Source organism: Sphingomonas hankookensis (assembly GCF_028551275.1).
Lineage (GTDB): Bacteria > Pseudomonadota > Alphaproteobacteria > Sphingomonadales > Sphingomonadaceae > Sphingomonas > Sphingomonas hankookensis_A.
This window is the reverse complement of sequence record NZ_CP117025.1, coordinates 3,168,640-3,182,081: the sequence shown is the minus strand read 5'-3', so window position 1 is coordinate 3,182,081 and position 13,442 is coordinate 3,168,640. Positions and strand designations below refer to the sequence as shown.

At 66.7% G+C, this 13,442-nt stretch carries 15 protein-coding genes; 6 read left to right on the top strand and 9 right to left on the bottom strand.

Annotated features, from left to right (window positions below):
- Positions 1 to 36 precede the first annotated feature (36 nt).
- Positions 37 to 888, top strand: coding sequence for an energy transducer TonB (locus PPZ50_RS15155; protein WP_164523843.1), 852 nt, complete (start codon positions 37 to 39; stop codon positions 886 to 888).
- A 4-nt stretch (positions 889 to 892) separates the two neighbouring features.
- Here PPZ50_RS15155 and PPZ50_RS15150 read toward each other — a convergent pair whose 3' ends face one another.
- Both PPZ50_RS15150 and PPZ50_RS15145 read right to left on the bottom strand, forming a co-directional pair.
- Positions 893 to 1,354 carry a vgr related protein gene (locus PPZ50_RS15150; protein WP_066693330.1) on the bottom strand — a complete coding sequence of 154 codons (462 nt, stop codon included), beginning with the start codon at positions 1,352 to 1,354 and terminating at the stop codon, positions 893 to 895.
- 54 nt (positions 1,355 to 1,408) lie between these two features.
- Positions 1,409 to 2,125 (bottom strand): hypothetical protein, encoded by a 717-nt coding sequence (locus PPZ50_RS15145; protein ID WP_272815436.1) that lies wholly within the window; start codon positions 2,123 to 2,125, stop codon positions 1,409 to 1,411.
- Positions 2,126 to 2,320: 195 nt separating this feature from the next.
- Between PPZ50_RS15145 and PPZ50_RS15140 the strand changes: the two genes are divergently transcribed.
- Positions 2,321 to 3,421: a helix-turn-helix transcriptional regulator gene (locus PPZ50_RS15140; RefSeq protein ID WP_164523842.1), complete on the top strand. Its 1,101-nt coding sequence runs from the start codon at positions 2,321 to 2,323 to the stop codon at positions 3,419 to 3,421.
- Between the two features lie 19 nt (positions 3,422 to 3,440).
- Here the strand turns inward: PPZ50_RS15140 and PPZ50_RS15135 are convergent, their stop codons facing one another.
- A complete protein-coding gene (locus PPZ50_RS15135; protein WP_066693323.1) occupies positions 3,441 to 3,875 on the bottom strand; it encodes a copper chaperone PCu(A)C in 435 nt (144 codons plus the stop codon).
- Between the two features lie 155 nt (positions 3,876 to 4,030).
- Between PPZ50_RS15135 and dnaK the strand changes: the two genes are divergently transcribed.
- The 3 genes from dnaK (at position 4,031) to PPZ50_RS15120 (ending at position 7,824) form a co-directional block, all read left to right on the top strand.
- Positions 4,031 to 5,938 (top strand): molecular chaperone DnaK, encoded by a 1,908-nt coding sequence (gene dnaK, locus PPZ50_RS15130; protein ID WP_272815435.1) that lies wholly within the window; start codon positions 4,031 to 4,033, stop codon positions 5,936 to 5,938.
- A gap of 115 nt (positions 5,939 to 6,053) precedes the next feature.
- A complete protein-coding gene (gene dnaJ / locus PPZ50_RS15125) occupies positions 6,054 to 7,175 on the top strand; it encodes a molecular chaperone DnaJ (protein ID WP_066693314.1) in 1,122 nt (373 codons plus the stop codon).
- 166 nt (positions 7,176 to 7,341) lie between these two features.
- Positions 7,342 to 7,824, top strand: coding sequence for a GNAT family N-acetyltransferase (locus tag PPZ50_RS15120; RefSeq protein ID WP_272815434.1), 483 nt, complete (start codon positions 7,342 to 7,344; stop codon positions 7,822 to 7,824).
- Between the two features lie 16 nt (positions 7,825 to 7,840).
- Here PPZ50_RS15120 and PPZ50_RS15115 read toward each other — a convergent pair whose 3' ends face one another.
- Positions 7,841 to 9,187: a methyl-accepting chemotaxis protein gene (locus tag PPZ50_RS15115; RefSeq protein ID WP_272815433.1), complete on the bottom strand. Its 1,347-nt coding sequence runs from the start codon at positions 9,185 to 9,187 to the stop codon at positions 7,841 to 7,843.
- A gap of 75 nt (positions 9,188 to 9,262) precedes the next feature.
- Positions 9,263 to 10,573 carry an adenylosuccinate lyase gene (gene purB, locus PPZ50_RS15110; RefSeq protein WP_272815432.1) on the bottom strand — a complete coding sequence of 437 codons (1,311 nt, stop codon included), beginning with the start codon at positions 10,571 to 10,573 and terminating at the stop codon, positions 9,263 to 9,265.
- 205 nt (positions 10,574 to 10,778) lie between these two features.
- On the opposite strand from purB, the gene PPZ50_RS15105 reads away from it, so the two are divergent.
- The gene (locus PPZ50_RS15105; RefSeq protein WP_066693304.1) at positions 10,779 to 11,258 is read left to right on the top strand and encodes an EF-hand domain-containing protein; all 480 of its coding nucleotides are present in this window, start codon (positions 10,779 to 10,781) and stop codon (positions 11,256 to 11,258) included.
- A 56-nt stretch (positions 11,259 to 11,314) separates the two neighbouring features.
- Here the strand turns inward: PPZ50_RS15105 and PPZ50_RS15100 are convergent, their stop codons facing one another.
- The 4 genes from PPZ50_RS15100 to PPZ50_RS15085 are packed head-to-tail and all read right to left on the bottom strand — an operon-like array spanning position 11,315 to position 13,394.
- Positions 11,315 to 11,860 (bottom strand): sugar O-acetyltransferase, encoded by a 546-nt coding sequence (locus PPZ50_RS15100; protein WP_066693301.1) that lies wholly within the window; start codon positions 11,858 to 11,860, stop codon positions 11,315 to 11,317.
- On the bottom strand, positions 11,860 to 12,543 hold the full coding sequence (gene radC / locus PPZ50_RS15095) for a RadC family protein (protein WP_066693297.1): 684 nt from the start codon (positions 12,541 to 12,543) through the stop codon (positions 11,860 to 11,862). Before radC ends, PPZ50_RS15100 begins: the two co-directional genes overlap by 1 nt.
- Positions 12,544 to 12,588: 45 nt before the next feature.
- Entirely contained in the window at positions 12,589 to 12,825 is a 237-nt protein-coding gene (locus PPZ50_RS15090) for a helix-turn-helix domain-containing protein (protein WP_055789866.1), read from the bottom strand.
- Positions 12,825 to 13,394 carry a hypothetical protein gene (locus PPZ50_RS15085; RefSeq protein WP_272815431.1) on the bottom strand — a complete coding sequence of 190 codons (570 nt, stop codon included), beginning with the start codon at positions 13,392 to 13,394 and terminating at the stop codon, positions 12,825 to 12,827. The genes PPZ50_RS15090 and PPZ50_RS15085 overlap by 1 nt, the downstream gene beginning before the upstream one ends.
- Between the last annotated feature and the right edge of the window lie 48 nt (positions 13,395 to 13,442).

The window sequence follows — 13,442 nt, the reverse complement described above, 5'->3', positions numbered from 1 at the left end:
CCAGAGGGTTCCGATAGTTGCGAGCGGGCAATGCCCATGGCACCGTGCAGGCAGGGGCAATGCGGGGCAATGCGGGGCAATGCGATGAAGGCGATCATGCTGGCGGCGATACTGGCGGGGCAGGGCGGTGCGGCGGATGTGCCGCCGCTCAAGCCGGCATCGGCATGGAGCGTCAACTATGCCGAGGATATGTGTGTCCTCAGTCGCGATTATGGCGATGCGGGCAACCGCGTCAGCGTGTTGTTCCGGCCTACGCCGTTCAACGACCGTGTACAGACGGTGCTGGTCGGTGATCGAAAACAGTTGGGATATTCGCCGCGGGTCAAGGTTCAGATCGATGGTCGCGCGGGGAAGGGCGTGTTCGATGGTGACGGACAGCGTACGTCCTTGCCGAAGGGGCGAAACATGGGGATCACCTTCGATCTGCCGCGCGATACCGTCACCGACTTTGCAGGAACGGAGCCGGTGGGCTTCGCCTTATCAGGTGGGAAGCCGTTTCGCGTGAACCTTTCGCTGTCGCGTGCCGCATTGACCGCGCTACGCAAGTGCGAAACCGATCTGATGCAGAGTTGGGGTTTCGACGTCGGCGCGGTCGATACTGCGCCGGTGCTGCCGGCACGGGCCCAGCGCGATCCGTCGATGTGGCTGTCAAACAGCGATTTTCCGCGTCAGCTGCTGGGCGCGAACGCGAACGTTACCGTCGCCTGGATCATCACGAAGGAGGGGGGCATTCGCAATTGTCGTGTCGTCCGCTCGTCCGGCAATGCAACGTTCGATGCGATCCCGTGCGAAGCGCTGGCGCGACGCGCGCGCTACACGCCGGCACGCGACGCGAACGGGCATCCGGTCGAAACGCTGTCGTCGCGCGTCATCCGTTTCAAGTCCTGACGCCTTACCCCCGCCCGAACGGTAGCAGCGCTTCGTACACTTCCAGTGGCGGCTTGTCCTTCATTGCCACGCCCTGTCGCAACAGAAAGGCGTGGCGGACGATTTCCGCCTGCTGTTCGATGCCATACGCTTCGAACGGTTTTCCCGGCACGACGGTGTAGCGATAGGTGCAGAAGGGATGTCGCATGAGAGGCAGCCAGTAGCGCCCGCGATGTTGCGTCTGGTGGATGTGCATCATCTCGTGCAGGAACAGCGCGGCCAGATCGCGCCCGGCAGCGGCGAAGTCGTCGCGGTACAACGTGCCCCGTGGGTGGAAATGGATGCAGCCGGTCGGCGCCATCGCGACCTGTCTGGGCTGAAAGAACGCCCATTTCGCATTCGCCACTCGCGCCTGCTGATAATCGATCGTGTCGCCGAACATCGTGCGGGCTAGCTCGGTCTCGGCGGGGGTCAGCGGACGGCGCATGCGGCCGACATGGTGGTGCGGCCCGCGCGGTTAAAGGCGCGGGCCGTTGAGGCTTCAGAAACGATAGCCGATCGCGACTTGCAGGACCGGATAGACCTTCACCTTGTCGACATCGTCCTGCAGCGAGCGGCGCTCGGCTTCCAGGTCCGCGCGCAGGGTCGGGTCGTTGCGCTTTTGGCCGGTGGCGGTCAGCGGATCGATCTTGAACGCGCCCTGGAACAGCACGCCGGCATCGAAGCCGAACATGAACCCGCGGCGGTTGCTGCCCGCCCAGCCCAGGGTCAGCATCGGCGAGAATTTGCGCGGGGCGGCGCGGGCGCTCAGCGTGCCGATGTCGCGCGGCTGATATTCGTTGCCGTTGATCTCTACCGCGACATTGGGCGTGGCGATCAGGCCGATTTCGTTGTTGTTGATACGCGCCCCGCCCGACACGCGAAAATTGCCGCCGAACGGATAGGCGTCCACCGTCGCCCCGAACGAGTTCAGCTTGACCTTGCCATCGAAGCTGACGTCCTCCGGTTCGAACGAGGCGTTGACGGTCAGGAAGCTCGCGCCGCCGCGGATGCCGACATGGTCCGAAATGCGCCAGCCGATTTCCGGCCCGATGCCGAGCGTCCCGGCCGCTACCGCCACCGCATAGGTCGATTGCGGATCGCCGTCGGTCGCGGCCGACGCGGGCGGTTCGGAAACCGGACCGGCGGCGGTCTGCGCGGCTGCGGGCAGCGCAAGGAAAAGAGTGCCGGCAAGCGCGCCGGCCCGTGAAATACGCATGATGTCCCCCTCAGAACGGATGGTGCGGCCCCCGGTGCGTCGCACACCCTTGCCGCGCTGCACCTATGTCGATGCCGCACCGCACGGACATCATTCAAATGCGGTATGGCCATGCGCCTCTCGAGAATTTATCCGTTCGGTCGGCCCCGTCCGGTGGGACGGACGGCGTCGTGCTGCAGGGGCGAAGGGGGATCGGTGGACGTCGCCGACATCGTCGAACGGTTCCGCAGGGCGGCGTTCGGCCTGGAGGACTGGCAGGACGCGCTGGCCGGTTTTGCCGGGGCGACCGACGCGCGCGTGGTCCACCTGATCGGCATGGATCGATCGGGGGCCGTCGCGTTCGACCTGATCCGGGGGGTGACGCCCGACATGGTCGACACCTTCGTGCGCGAAGGCGGGTTGAGCCGCCACACCAATCCGCGCACCGGGGTGGCGATCGATGGTCCGATGCTGAGGACGGTGTTCGACGATGCGCTGTTGAGCCGGCACGAACGCGACGCCCTGCCGATCTATCGCAACCTGTTCGACCGCGCCGATGCGGGCTTTGCCGCGCTGACCCGCCTGCGCGTGCCGGGGTGCGATGCGATCCTGTCCTTGCTGCGGCCACGATCGTTCCTCGATTCGGCGGACCGCGAGGCGCACATCATCGATGCGGCCGCGCCGGCCCTGTCCGACATCATGGCCCAGGCGGTGGCGCTGGGGGCCGGGCTCGACCGCACGGTTCGCGAAACCGCCGAGCTGCTGGAGCAGCGCGTGCTCCTCCTCGATGGCGACCGACGCATGGTGCAGATGTCGCCGGGGTGCGAGGCGTGGCTGGCGCCGGCCGGGCCGTTGACCATGCGCGGCGGCCGGATCCATGCCCGCGATGCGGCGACCGATCGGGCGCTGTCGCTCGCCATCGCGCAGGCGCTCGATCCGCTACAGGCGCTCCGCCCCGGACGGCGGGTCGTGCTGCGCATGCCGGGCAGCGACGGCCATGACGAGGGCGAGCGGTTGATCCTGACGGTCCGTGCGGCACCGCGACGCCCCTCGGGACCGCTTGCCCGCGCCCGAGTGATGCTGTCCGCGAAGACCGCCGCGGCGCCCTCGGCGGAGTTGTTCGCCGACCTGTTCGGCCTGACTCCGGCCGAGGCGCAGGTCGCGGTCCTGCTGGCGGTGGGGCATGACAGTGCCGCCATCGCCCGGTTGCGCGGATGCAGTGTCGCCACCGTCCGCACGCAGGTCATGGCGCTGCTGAACAAGACCGGCACCCATCGGCAGGGTGAGCTTGTCGCGAGGCTGCGCGGGGCCTGCTGAGCCGCCGCCGCACCCGGCGTCAGGGTGCCGGATCGCCCGCGCCGACCAGCTTTGCGTCGACGGTGACGTCCTCCCACCGTTCGAAGCGGAAGGTCAGGGGTATCGTGCCGCCGGGGCGCAGGTCGCCCTTCAGGTCGAACAGCATGACATGCGTTCCGCCCGGTCGCAGCAGGATGCGGTGGTCGCCGCCGAACGACAGGCTTTGCAACGGCCGCATCGATGCCATGCCGCCATGGCCCGTCATGCTCTCGTGCAGCTCGCTGCGACCCGCCGCCGGAGTCGTGACGCCCGTCACACGGTCGGCCGTCGATCCGCGCGACACGATCGCATAGGCGGCGGCGGGGCGTCCGGGCACGGCGGGCAGGCGGACCCACGCATCCTCGACCCGCGGCGGGTTCTGGCATCCCGTCAGCGCGCCTGCCGCTGCTGCCAGCGCGATCCACCGTGTCTTCATGCGCACGCTCCTGTCCCGATACGGTTCCCTATGCCGCGCATAATCTTGCGGCAAGCCGAACCCTGCCTATATCCGCCCTCGGAACGACCCGGACGGCACTACCCCGTGCCACCGGGTCCAGGTTTTACATTCAACCCGGGGGCCAATGAGGGACCATGGCTAAAGTTATCGGTATCGATCTGGGCACGACCAACAGCTGCGTCGCGGTGATGGAGGGCGGCAGCCCCAAGGTCATCGAAAATGCGGAAGGCGCGCGGACCACGCCGTCGATCGTGGCGTTCGCCAAGGATGGCGAGCGCCTGATCGGCCAGCCGGCCAAGCGTCAGGCCGTCACCAACGGCGACAACACGATCTTCGCGGTGAAGCGCCTGATCGGACGCCGCTTCGACGATCCGGTCACCAAGAAGGATACCGAACTGGTTCCCTACACCATTGCGCGCGGCCCGAACGGCGATGCGTGGGTAAAGGCGGGCGGCGAGGAATATTCGCCGTCGCAGATCAGCGCGTTCATCCTCCAGAAGATGAAGGAAACCGCCGAATCGTATCTCGGCGAGACGGTAACCCAGGCGGTCATCACCGTCCCCGCCTACTTCAACGATGCCCAGCGTCAGGCGACCAAGGACGCCGGCAAGATCGCTGGTCTCGAAGTCCTGCGCATCATCAACGAACCGACGGCGGCGGCGCTCGCCTATGGCCTCGACAAGGACAACAACAAGACCATTGCGGTCTATGACCTTGGCGGCGGCACGTTCGACATCTCGGTCCTCGAGATCGGCGACGGCGTGTTCGAGGTGAAGGCGACCAACGGCGACACCTTCCTGGGCGGCGAAGACTTCGACGCGAAGATCGTGCAGTTCCTGGCGGACGAGTTCAAGAAGGTCGAAGGCATCGACCTCACCAAGGACAAGCTGGCGCTCCAGCGGCTGAAGGAAGCCGCCGAGAAGGCGAAGATCGAACTGTCCTCGGCGCAGACCACCGAAGTCAACCTGCCGTTTATCACGGCGGACGCTACGGGCCCGAAGCACCTCGTCAAGTCGATCACCCGTGCGGACCTCGAACGGCTGGTCGAAGACCTCGTCAAGCGCACGCTCGAGCCGTGCAAGAAGGCGCTAGCCGATGCCGGTGTGCAGGCGAGCGCGATCGACGAGGTCGTGCTGGTCGGCGGCATGACCCGCATGCCGCGCGTCCGCGAGGTCGTGAAGCAGTTCTTCGGCAAGGAGCCGCACACCGGCGTGAACCCCGACGAAGTCGTGGCGATCGGTGCCGCGATCCAGGCCGGCGTGCTGCAGGGCGACGTGAAGGACGTGCTGCTGCTCGACGTGACCCCGCTGTCGCTGGGCATCGAGACGCTGGGCGGCATCATGACCCGCATGATTGACCGCAACACCACCATCCCGACCAAGAAGTCGCAGGTCTATTCGACCGCCGACGACAATCAGGGTGCGGTGACGATCCGCGTGTTCCAGGGCGAGCGCGAAATGGCCGCCGACAACAAGATGCTGGGCCAGTTCGACCTGGTCGGCATCCCGCCCGCGCCGCGCGGCGTGCCGCAGATCGAGGTGACGTTCGACATCGACGCCAACGGCATCGTCAACGTCAGCGCCAAGGACAAGGGCACTGGCAAGGAACAGCAGATTCGCATCCAGGCGTCGGGCGGCCTGTCGGACAGCGACATCGACCAGATGGTCCGTGACGCCGAACAGTTCGCCGAAGAGGACAAGAAACGTCGTGCCGGCGCCGAGGCGAAGAACAACGCCGAATCGCTGATCCACACGACCGAGCGTCAGCTGGCCGACAATGGCGACAAGGTCGATGCGTCGCTGAAGTCGGAGATCGAAGCTGCGGTCGCCGAGACCAAGGCGGCGGTCGAGAGCGGCGATGCCGATCGCATGACCGAAAAGAGCCAGGCGCTGGCGCAGGTCGCGATGAAGCTCGGCCAGGCGATCTACGAAAAGCAGCAGCAGGCCGAAGCCGCCCCGGCGGCCGATGCCCAGCCGGAGAACAAGGCCGACGACGTGGTCGATGCCGAATTCTCGGAAGTCGACGACAGCCACAAGGCGTGATGACTGCTCCCTCTCCCCCTCGGGGGAGAGGGCCGGGGAGAGGGGGCGTCGCAGGTGACTGCCCCTCTCCCAACCCTCTCCCCGCCAGCGGGGAGAGGGCTTTTGGGGTTTTCGAATGACCACCGAAGTCGATTTCTACGAACTGCTCGAATGCGAGCGCACCGCGGATGCGGGGACGATCAAGTCGGCCTATCGCAAGCTCGCGATCAAATATCACCCCGACAAGAATGCCGGGTGCAAGGATTCCGAAGCGAAGTTCAAGGCGATCAACGAAGCCTATGACTGCCTGAAGGACCCGCAGAAGCGCGCGGCGTACGACCGCTATGGCCATGCCGCCTTTCGTCAGGGCGCGGGCGGGCCGGGCGGCGGCGCGCAGGATTTCGGCGGCTTTTCCGACATTTTCGAAAGCGTCTTCGGCGAATTCATGGGCGGCGGCCGGCAAGGGCGCGCGGGCCCCCGTCGCGGCGCGGACCTGCGCTACGACATGGAGATTTCGCTGGAGGAGGCCTATCACGGCCACCAGACCGAGATCACGGTCGACGTATCGACGTCCTGCGCCCCGTGCGGCGGCAGCGGCGCGTCGCCGGGGACCAAGGCGCGGACCTGTCACACCTGTAACGGGCAGGGCAAGGTCCGGGCGCAGCAGGGCTTTTTCGTCGTCGAGCGCGCCTGCCCGACCTGCCACGGCGCGGGACAGGTCATCAGCGACCCATGCCCGGTGTGCAATGGCGAGGGCCGGGTCGACCAGACCAAGACGCTGCAGGTCAACATCCCGCCCGGCGTCGATGAAGGCACGCGCATCCGCCTGACCGGTGAGGGCGAAGCGGGCGCACGCGGTGCGCCGGCGGGCGACCTCTACATCTTCCTGCACGTGAAGCGTCACGCGCTGTTCGAACGCGAGGGCACCGCGCTGCACGCCCGCGCGCCGATCAGCTTCACCACCGCGGCGCTGGGCGGGACGATCGAAATCCCCGGCCTCGACGGACAGAAGCACAGCATCCGCGTGCCGGCCGGCATCCAGTCGGGCAAGGAACTACGGCAGCGCGGCGCGGGCATGCCGGTGCTGCAGGGGCGGGGCCATGGCGACATGGTCATCCATATCGAGGTCGAGACCCCGACCCGCCTGTCGGCGCGGCAGAAGGAACTGCTCGAAGCGTTCCGCGAGACCGAGACCGGCGAGGAATGTCCGGAATCGATGGGCTTCTTCAGCCGGTTGAAGACCGCGCTCGGCGGGTAAGGGACAGGCCGTCCGCTTCCATCGTCATCCCGGCGAAGGCCGGGATCCATTGTGTCGGGTGTTCGCGAACGATACGCGACGTTCCGCCGTCCATGGATCCCGGCCTTCGCCGGGATGACGATGGAATGTGATACGACACTGCGACCCAACCAAGGATCAAGCGACCATGACTGTCCAGTGGCGCCTCGCCACCGCCGCCGACGCGCCCGATATCGCCACGCTCGCGCGTGCCGAACTGGGCGCCTATGGCGAGGCGGCGGACCTGTACGCCGAACGCATCGCGCTCAGTCCCGAAGGCTGTTGGGTGCTGGCGGACGGCGATGCGCTGATCGGCCATTGCATCAGCCATCCCTGGCACCGGCTCGCGCCGCCGACGATGCACGCATTGCTCGGCAACCTGCCGCCCAGCGCCGATTGCTGGTACCTCCACGACGTCGTCGTCGCACCCGCCGCACGCGGTACGAAGGCGGTCGAGCGCCTGCTGCCGATCCTCGACGCCATTGCCGCGCAGCAAGCGATCCCCGTCCTCGCGCTGATCGCGGTCGGCGGGGCCGATGCCTATTGGGCACGCCAGGGGTTCATCGCGGCACCGGGCGGCGCGGCCGGTTTCGGTGCGGGCGCGGTGTACATGGAGCGACCGGTCGGCTGACCGGCTTCCCCGGCCGTCAGCGTCGGCCGCCCGCCACCATCCGGAGCGGCGCGCTGTACGTGCCCCGCGGGTCGGCCCGGCCTACCCGGAATACCGCGACGGCATCGTTCAGCCGCGCCGCTTCGTCGGCCAGGCTGCGCGCGGCGGCGGTCGTTTCCTCGACCATCGCCGCATTATGCTGAGTGATGCTGTCCATTTCGCCGACCGCGATATTGATCTGGCCCAGCGTATCGGCCTGCTGGCGGGCCGAGGTGGCGATATTGCCGATCAGGGAGCGGATACGGTCCATCTGTTCGGTAATGCGCTTCAACGCGACACCGGTGTTCGCCACCAGTTCCACGCCCCGGTCGACCTGTGCGGTGGAGGCGCTGACCCGCGCCTTGACGTCCTTCGCCGCCTCGGCCGATCGCTGCGCCAGCGCGCGGACTTCGGAGGCGACGACCGCGAAGCCCTTGCCGGCATCCCCGGCGCGCGCCGCCTCGACCCCGGCGTTCAGTGCCAGCAGGTTGGTCTGAAACGCGATGCCGTCGATGACGGCAATGATGTCGCCGATCTCCTTCGACGCGCGCTCGATGCCGCCCATTGCCTGCGTCGTGTCCTCGACGACGCCGACGGAGCTTTGCGCATCGCGATGGGTGTCGGCGACGATCGATTCGGTCGTTTCGACCAGCGTGGCGGCTTCGCGCACATTCTGGGTGATTTCCTGGATCGCCGCCGCCGATTCCTCGAGGCTTGCTGCCTGGCGTTCGGTGCGGCCCGACAGATCGTCCGATGCCTGGCGGATATCGCTGCACCCGTTGTGCAGCGCCGCCGCAACCGAGGTCACTTCGGCCATCGACTGTGCCATCGTGTCGGCGGCGGTGTTGAAGCTCGCCCGCAGCGGTTCGAACTCGGCGCTGAACGGCGTGTCGAGCCGGACGTTCAGGTCCCCCGCCGCGAGCGACGACAGCCCCTGGGTCAGCGCATCGACGACGCGCCCGGTATTGGTCAGGTCCTGAATCTGGACCAGCACCGCATCGGCGGCCTTGTCGGCGATCGGGATCAGCGTGACGAGCATGCGCACTTCTTCGGCGCCGCGCATATTGTACCATTCGAACCGGGCATGGCCGTCGCGGATCGCCTTTTGCACGCGTTCGCCGACATGTTCGATGCTCGGCCGTCCGTCGCCCTGCGTCGCGCGCGAGAATACGACCGGGTTCTGGCCGATGATGTCGCGGCGCGGCAGCCCGTACACCTGTTCCGCCGCCGGATTGCATTCGACGAACGCGCCGCCTTTCAGCAGCAGGACGGCGTCGGGCGAATGGCGGTACATCGCCATCGCGGTGCGGGTTTCGAGATCGGTTGTGGAGCGACGGAAGATCATGCGCGCGCTTCTACCGGCGCGGCGTTAATATTATACCATTGTCCCGCCGGGTCGGGGCCCGGCGGGACCGGACGATCACGCCTGTCCGAACACCCGGGCGAAGATCGTGTCGACATGCTTGTAGTGGTAATCGAGGTCGAACCGGCTCTCGATCTCTTCCGCCGACAATGCAGCGGCAACGTCCGGATCGGCCTTCAACAGTTCGAGCAGCGACAGCGCGCCGTCCGATTCCCACACCTTCATCGCGTTGCGCTGGACATAGCGATACGAATCTTCGCGGCTCACCCCGGCCTGGGTCAGTGCCAGCAGCACGCGCTGCGAATGGACGAGGCCGCCCATCTTGTTGAGGTTCTTTTCCATCCGCGCCGGATAGACGACCAGCTTGTCGATCACGCCGGTCAGGCGGGCGAGCGCGAAGTCGAGCGTGATCGTCGCGTCGGGGCCGATATAGCGCTCGACCGACGAGTGGCTGATGTCGCGCTCATGCCACAGCGCGACGTTTTCCAACGCGGGCGTCACATAGCCGCGAACCATGCGGGCGAGGCCGGTCAGGTTCTCGGTCAGCACCGGGTTGCGCTTGTGCGGCATCGCCGACGACCCCTTCTGGCCCGGCGAGAAATATTCCTCGGCTTCCAGCACTTCGGTGCGCTGCAGATGACGGATTTCGGTCGCCAGCCGCTCGATCGACCCGGCGATCACGCCCAGCGTGGCGAAGTACATCGCATGGCGGTCGCGCGGGATGACCTGGGTCGACACCGGTTCGACGGTGAGGCCCATCTTCTGCGCGACATGTTCCTCGACGCGCGGGTCGATGTTGGCGAAGGTGCCGACCGCGCCCGAAATCGCGCAGGTCGCGACTTCGGCGCGGGCATTGCGCAGGCGGGTGCGGCAGCGGTCGAACTCGGCATAGGCTTGCGCCAGCTTCAGGCCGAAGGTGACCGGCTCGGCATGGATGCCATGGCTGCGGCCGATGGTCGGGGTCAGCTTGTGCTCGCGCGCGCGGCGTTCGATCACCTCGAGCAGCTTGTCGAGATCGGCGAGCAGGATGTCGGACGCGCGCGCCAGCTGCACCGCAAGGCAGGTGTCGAGCACGTCCGAACTGGTCATGCCCTGATGCAGGAAGCGCGCCTCCGGCCCGGTCCGCTCCGATACGTGCGTCAGGAAGGCGATGACGTCATGCTTGGTCTCCGCCTCGATCGTGTCGATCCGTTCGACGTCGAAATCGGCGTCGTTCATCGCCCAGATCTTCTCGGCGGCTTCCTTCGGCACCACGCCCAGTTCGGCCAGCGCGTCGGTCGCGTGCGCCTCGATCTCGAACCAGATGCGGAATCGGGCCTGGGGCTGCCACAGGGCGGTCATTTCGGGGCGGGAGTAGCGGGGAATCATGGCGGGCCTTTCCAAACGGGCGAACGGTTGGCCGCGCCCTAGCAACAAGTCGCGGACGAATCGAGCCTGTCATGCGATAGAAGAGTAGCGAAGGGGCTTCAATCGAAACCGAAACGACCTAAGTTGGTTGGATCATCGCATAGTCGTCATCAAGTCTTTGTGGCGATAGCATGAAGTTCCGAACCAATCCGAAAGGAGTAATTCGATGATGAAGCGTATTCTTCTCGCCAGTGCCGTTCTGATGTCGACCCCCGCATTTGCCCAGGACGCCGCGCCGGCGCAAACGACTGCTCCAGTAACGCAGGCGGCGCCCGCCGCGCCGGCGACAACTCCGGCTGATCCGTCGGTTGCCGCTACGCAGGCGGCTCCGGCTACCCAGCCCGACCCCGCGACGCAGACCGCGCAGACGACGGCGGAGGCCGGCCAGCCCGCCAGCGGCACCCAGATCGCCCAGATCGTCGAGGCCGAATTCCCGAAATACGACAAGGACGGGAAGGGCCAGCTGACCGAAAAGCAGTTCGGCGAATGGATGGTCGCCCTGCGATCGGCCAGCGAACCCGGCGTGACTGCCGACAAGCCCGAGGTGAAGAGCTGGGTCAAGCAGGCCTTCGCCCAGGCGGACAAGGACAAGTCCAAGGCGGTGAGCAAGGCGGAGCTGACCAGCTTCCTGACCCAGAGCGCCTGATCGCCATCCAGAGCTGATATCGATGCGACCGCCGGGAGCGACCCGGCGGTCGCTTCTTATCGCACGCGCGCCGGATTCCCCACGACCGTCGCCCCCGCCGGCACATCGCGCGTCACCACCGATCCCGCGCCGATCAGAGCATCGTCGCCGACCGTGACACCCGGCAGGAGAATCGCGCCGCCGCCGATCCACACATTGCGCCCGATCGTCACCGGCCGCCCGAATTCCAGCATCTGCGCCCGCACCGCCGGGTCGCGCGGATGATCGGCCGCGAGGATCTGCACGCCCGGCCCGATCTGAGTCTTGTCGCCGATGGTGACCGCGCACACGTCGAGGATGACGCAGCCATAGTTCAGGAACACATCTTCGCCGACGGTGATGTTGTAGCCATAATCGATGTGGAAGGGCGGGCGGATGGTCACGCCGGTCCCGACGCACGCCAACCCTTCGCGCAGCAGCGCCGCGCGGGCATCGGCCGCCATCGCGATCGACGCGTTGTAGCGGTCCATCCACGCCGCCGCGCGCGCCACGTCGGCGACTAGTTCGGCGTCGCCGGCATGATACAGCTCGCCGGCGATCATCTTTTCCTTTTCGGTACGCATCAGAACATTCCCTTGGCGCGCAGGCTCGTATGCCCCTTGGCACCGATGATGAGGTGGTCGTGGACGGTGATGCCGAGCGGCTTGCCCGCCGCGGCGATGGTGCGGGTCAGGTCGATGTCCGCGCGGCTGGGGCTATGGTCGCCGCTCGGATGGTTGTGGACGAGGATCAGCGCCGCCGACCCCAGGTCCAGCGCCCGGCGGATCACCTCGCGGGTATAGATCGGCGCCTCGTCGATCGTCCCTTCCGCCACCAGTTCGTCGCGAATCAGCAGGTTGCGGCTGTTGAGGTGCAGCACGCGGATACGCTCGACCGCCAGATGCGCCATGTCGGCGTGAAGATAGTCGAGCAGCGCTTGCCAGTTCGACAGCACCGGGCGTTCCGCCACCTGCGCCTGCAACATCCGCGTCGCCGCGGCCTGCGCGATGCGGATCGCCGCCACCGCGCTGTCGCCCATGCCCGACACCTTGCCCAGCGCCAGCGGATCGGCGGCCAGCAGTCCGCCGATCCCGCCGAATTCATGCAGCAACGTCTTCGCCAGCGGCTTGGTATCGCGCCGGGGGATCGCCAGCGTCAGCAGATATTCGATCAGTTCATGGTCGAGCAGCGCCGCGCCGCCATGCTCCAGCAACCGCCCGCGCAGGCGCGCACGGTGGCCGGTGCCGTCGGTCTCTGGCGTGGTCATGGGCGTTTGCCTAGCGGATCGTGGGGCAGGGGGCGAGGGGGCGGATCACTCCTCGCCCCCGGCGCGCAGGTCGTCGTCGGACGGGGTGTAGTCGAGAATATCGCCCGGCGTGCAGTCGAGATAACGGCAGATCGCGGCCAGCGTCGCGAAGCGCACTCCCTTCACCTTGCCCGATTTCAGCAGCGACAGATTCGATTCGGTGATCCCGATCGCCTCGGCCAGTTCCTTCGACCGTACTTTCCGCCGGGCAAGCATCACGTCGAGATTGACGACGACCGGCATCAGACGAAATCGGCCAGTTCGCGCTCGGCCCGAAAGCCCGCCTCCAATGCCCAGATCGTGGCATAGGCGGCAAACGCCAGCATCAGGAGCAGCAAGGTTGTCTCCACCATTATAGGCGAGGCGATTGTCTCCGGCTGGCCAAAACCATTGGCTAGCAACAGGCTTTGAGCGATGGGCGCGATGACGCGCGTACAGGCCAGCACGATCGCGGCGCGCGATGCCCGCCGTAACCATGGCAGCGCGTCGACTAGGGCATTGCGCCGCTTCTGCCCAAGGCGTCGCAGCGCCATACCAACCGCAAACAACAGAACCGCCATCGGTCCGTGTTGCAGCAGCGTGACAGCGGCCAGTCCGATGCGGATGCCGGGCATTGCCGCCCATGTGTCGAAACGATGGCGGGCCGCCGGATCGCGGTCCAATTTGGCCAGCGTTTCGTCGGGCAGCAGGTTCGCCGCATCAGCGCCGGCGCGGCAGCCTTGTTGGGAATCGCAATTCCAATACGGTCCCGGTGCCGCCGCTGCGACCAGCGTCATTACCCCGAGCAAGGCACCAATCACGAGAAACAGCATGCCGATCCCACGGCAGACCCGCGCTTTCTTCCGCGGTAACGAATATCC

Bases quoted from the DNA above. Each gene is read 5' to 3' on its own strand.
- PPZ50_RS15085 (WP_272815431.1), bottom strand. From the start codon at position 13,394: ATGCTGTTTCTCGTGATTGGTGCCTTGCTCGGGGTAATGACGCTGGTC.
- PPZ50_RS15115 (WP_272815433.1), bottom strand. From the start codon at position 9,187: ATGATCTTCCGTCGCTCCACAACCGATCTCGAAACCCGCACCGCGATG.
- PPZ50_RS15120 (WP_272815434.1), top strand. From the start codon at position 7,342: ATGACTGTCCAGTGGCGCCTCGCCACCGCCGCCGACGCGCCCGATATC.
- radC (WP_066693297.1), bottom strand. From the start codon at position 12,543: ATGACCACGCCAGAGACCGACGGCACCGGCCACCGTGCGCGCCTGCGC.
- purB (WP_272815432.1), bottom strand. From the start codon at position 10,573: ATGATTCCCCGCTACTCCCGCCCCGAAATGACCGCCCTGTGGCAGCCC.
- PPZ50_RS15155 (WP_164523843.1), top strand. From the start codon at position 37: ATGGCACCGTGCAGGCAGGGGCAATGCGGGGCAATGCGGGGCAATGCG.
- PPZ50_RS15090 (WP_055789866.1), bottom strand. From the start codon at position 12,825: ATGCCGGTCGTCGTCAATCTCGACGTGATGCTTGCCCGGCGGAAAGTA.
- dnaK (WP_272815435.1), top strand. From the start codon at position 4,031: ATGGCTAAAGTTATCGGTATCGATCTGGGCACGACCAACAGCTGCGTC.
- PPZ50_RS15135 (WP_066693323.1), bottom strand. From the start codon at position 3,875: ATGAAGACACGGTGGATCGCGCTGGCAGCAGCGGCAGGCGCGCTGACG.
- PPZ50_RS15100 (WP_066693301.1), bottom strand. From the start codon at position 11,860: ATGCGTACCGAAAAGGAAAAGATGATCGCCGGCGAGCTGTATCATGCC.
- PPZ50_RS15145 (WP_272815436.1), bottom strand. From the start codon at position 2,125: ATGCGTATTTCACGGGCCGGCGCGCTTGCCGGCACTCTTTTCCTTGCG.
- PPZ50_RS15150 (WP_066693330.1), bottom strand. From the start codon at position 1,354: ATGCGCCGTCCGCTGACCCCCGCCGAGACCGAGCTAGCCCGCACGATG.
- dnaJ (WP_066693314.1), top strand. From the start codon at position 6,054: ATGACCACCGAAGTCGATTTCTACGAACTGCTCGAATGCGAGCGCACC.
- PPZ50_RS15105 (WP_066693304.1), top strand. From the start codon at position 10,779: ATGATGAAGCGTATTCTTCTCGCCAGTGCCGTTCTGATGTCGACCCCC.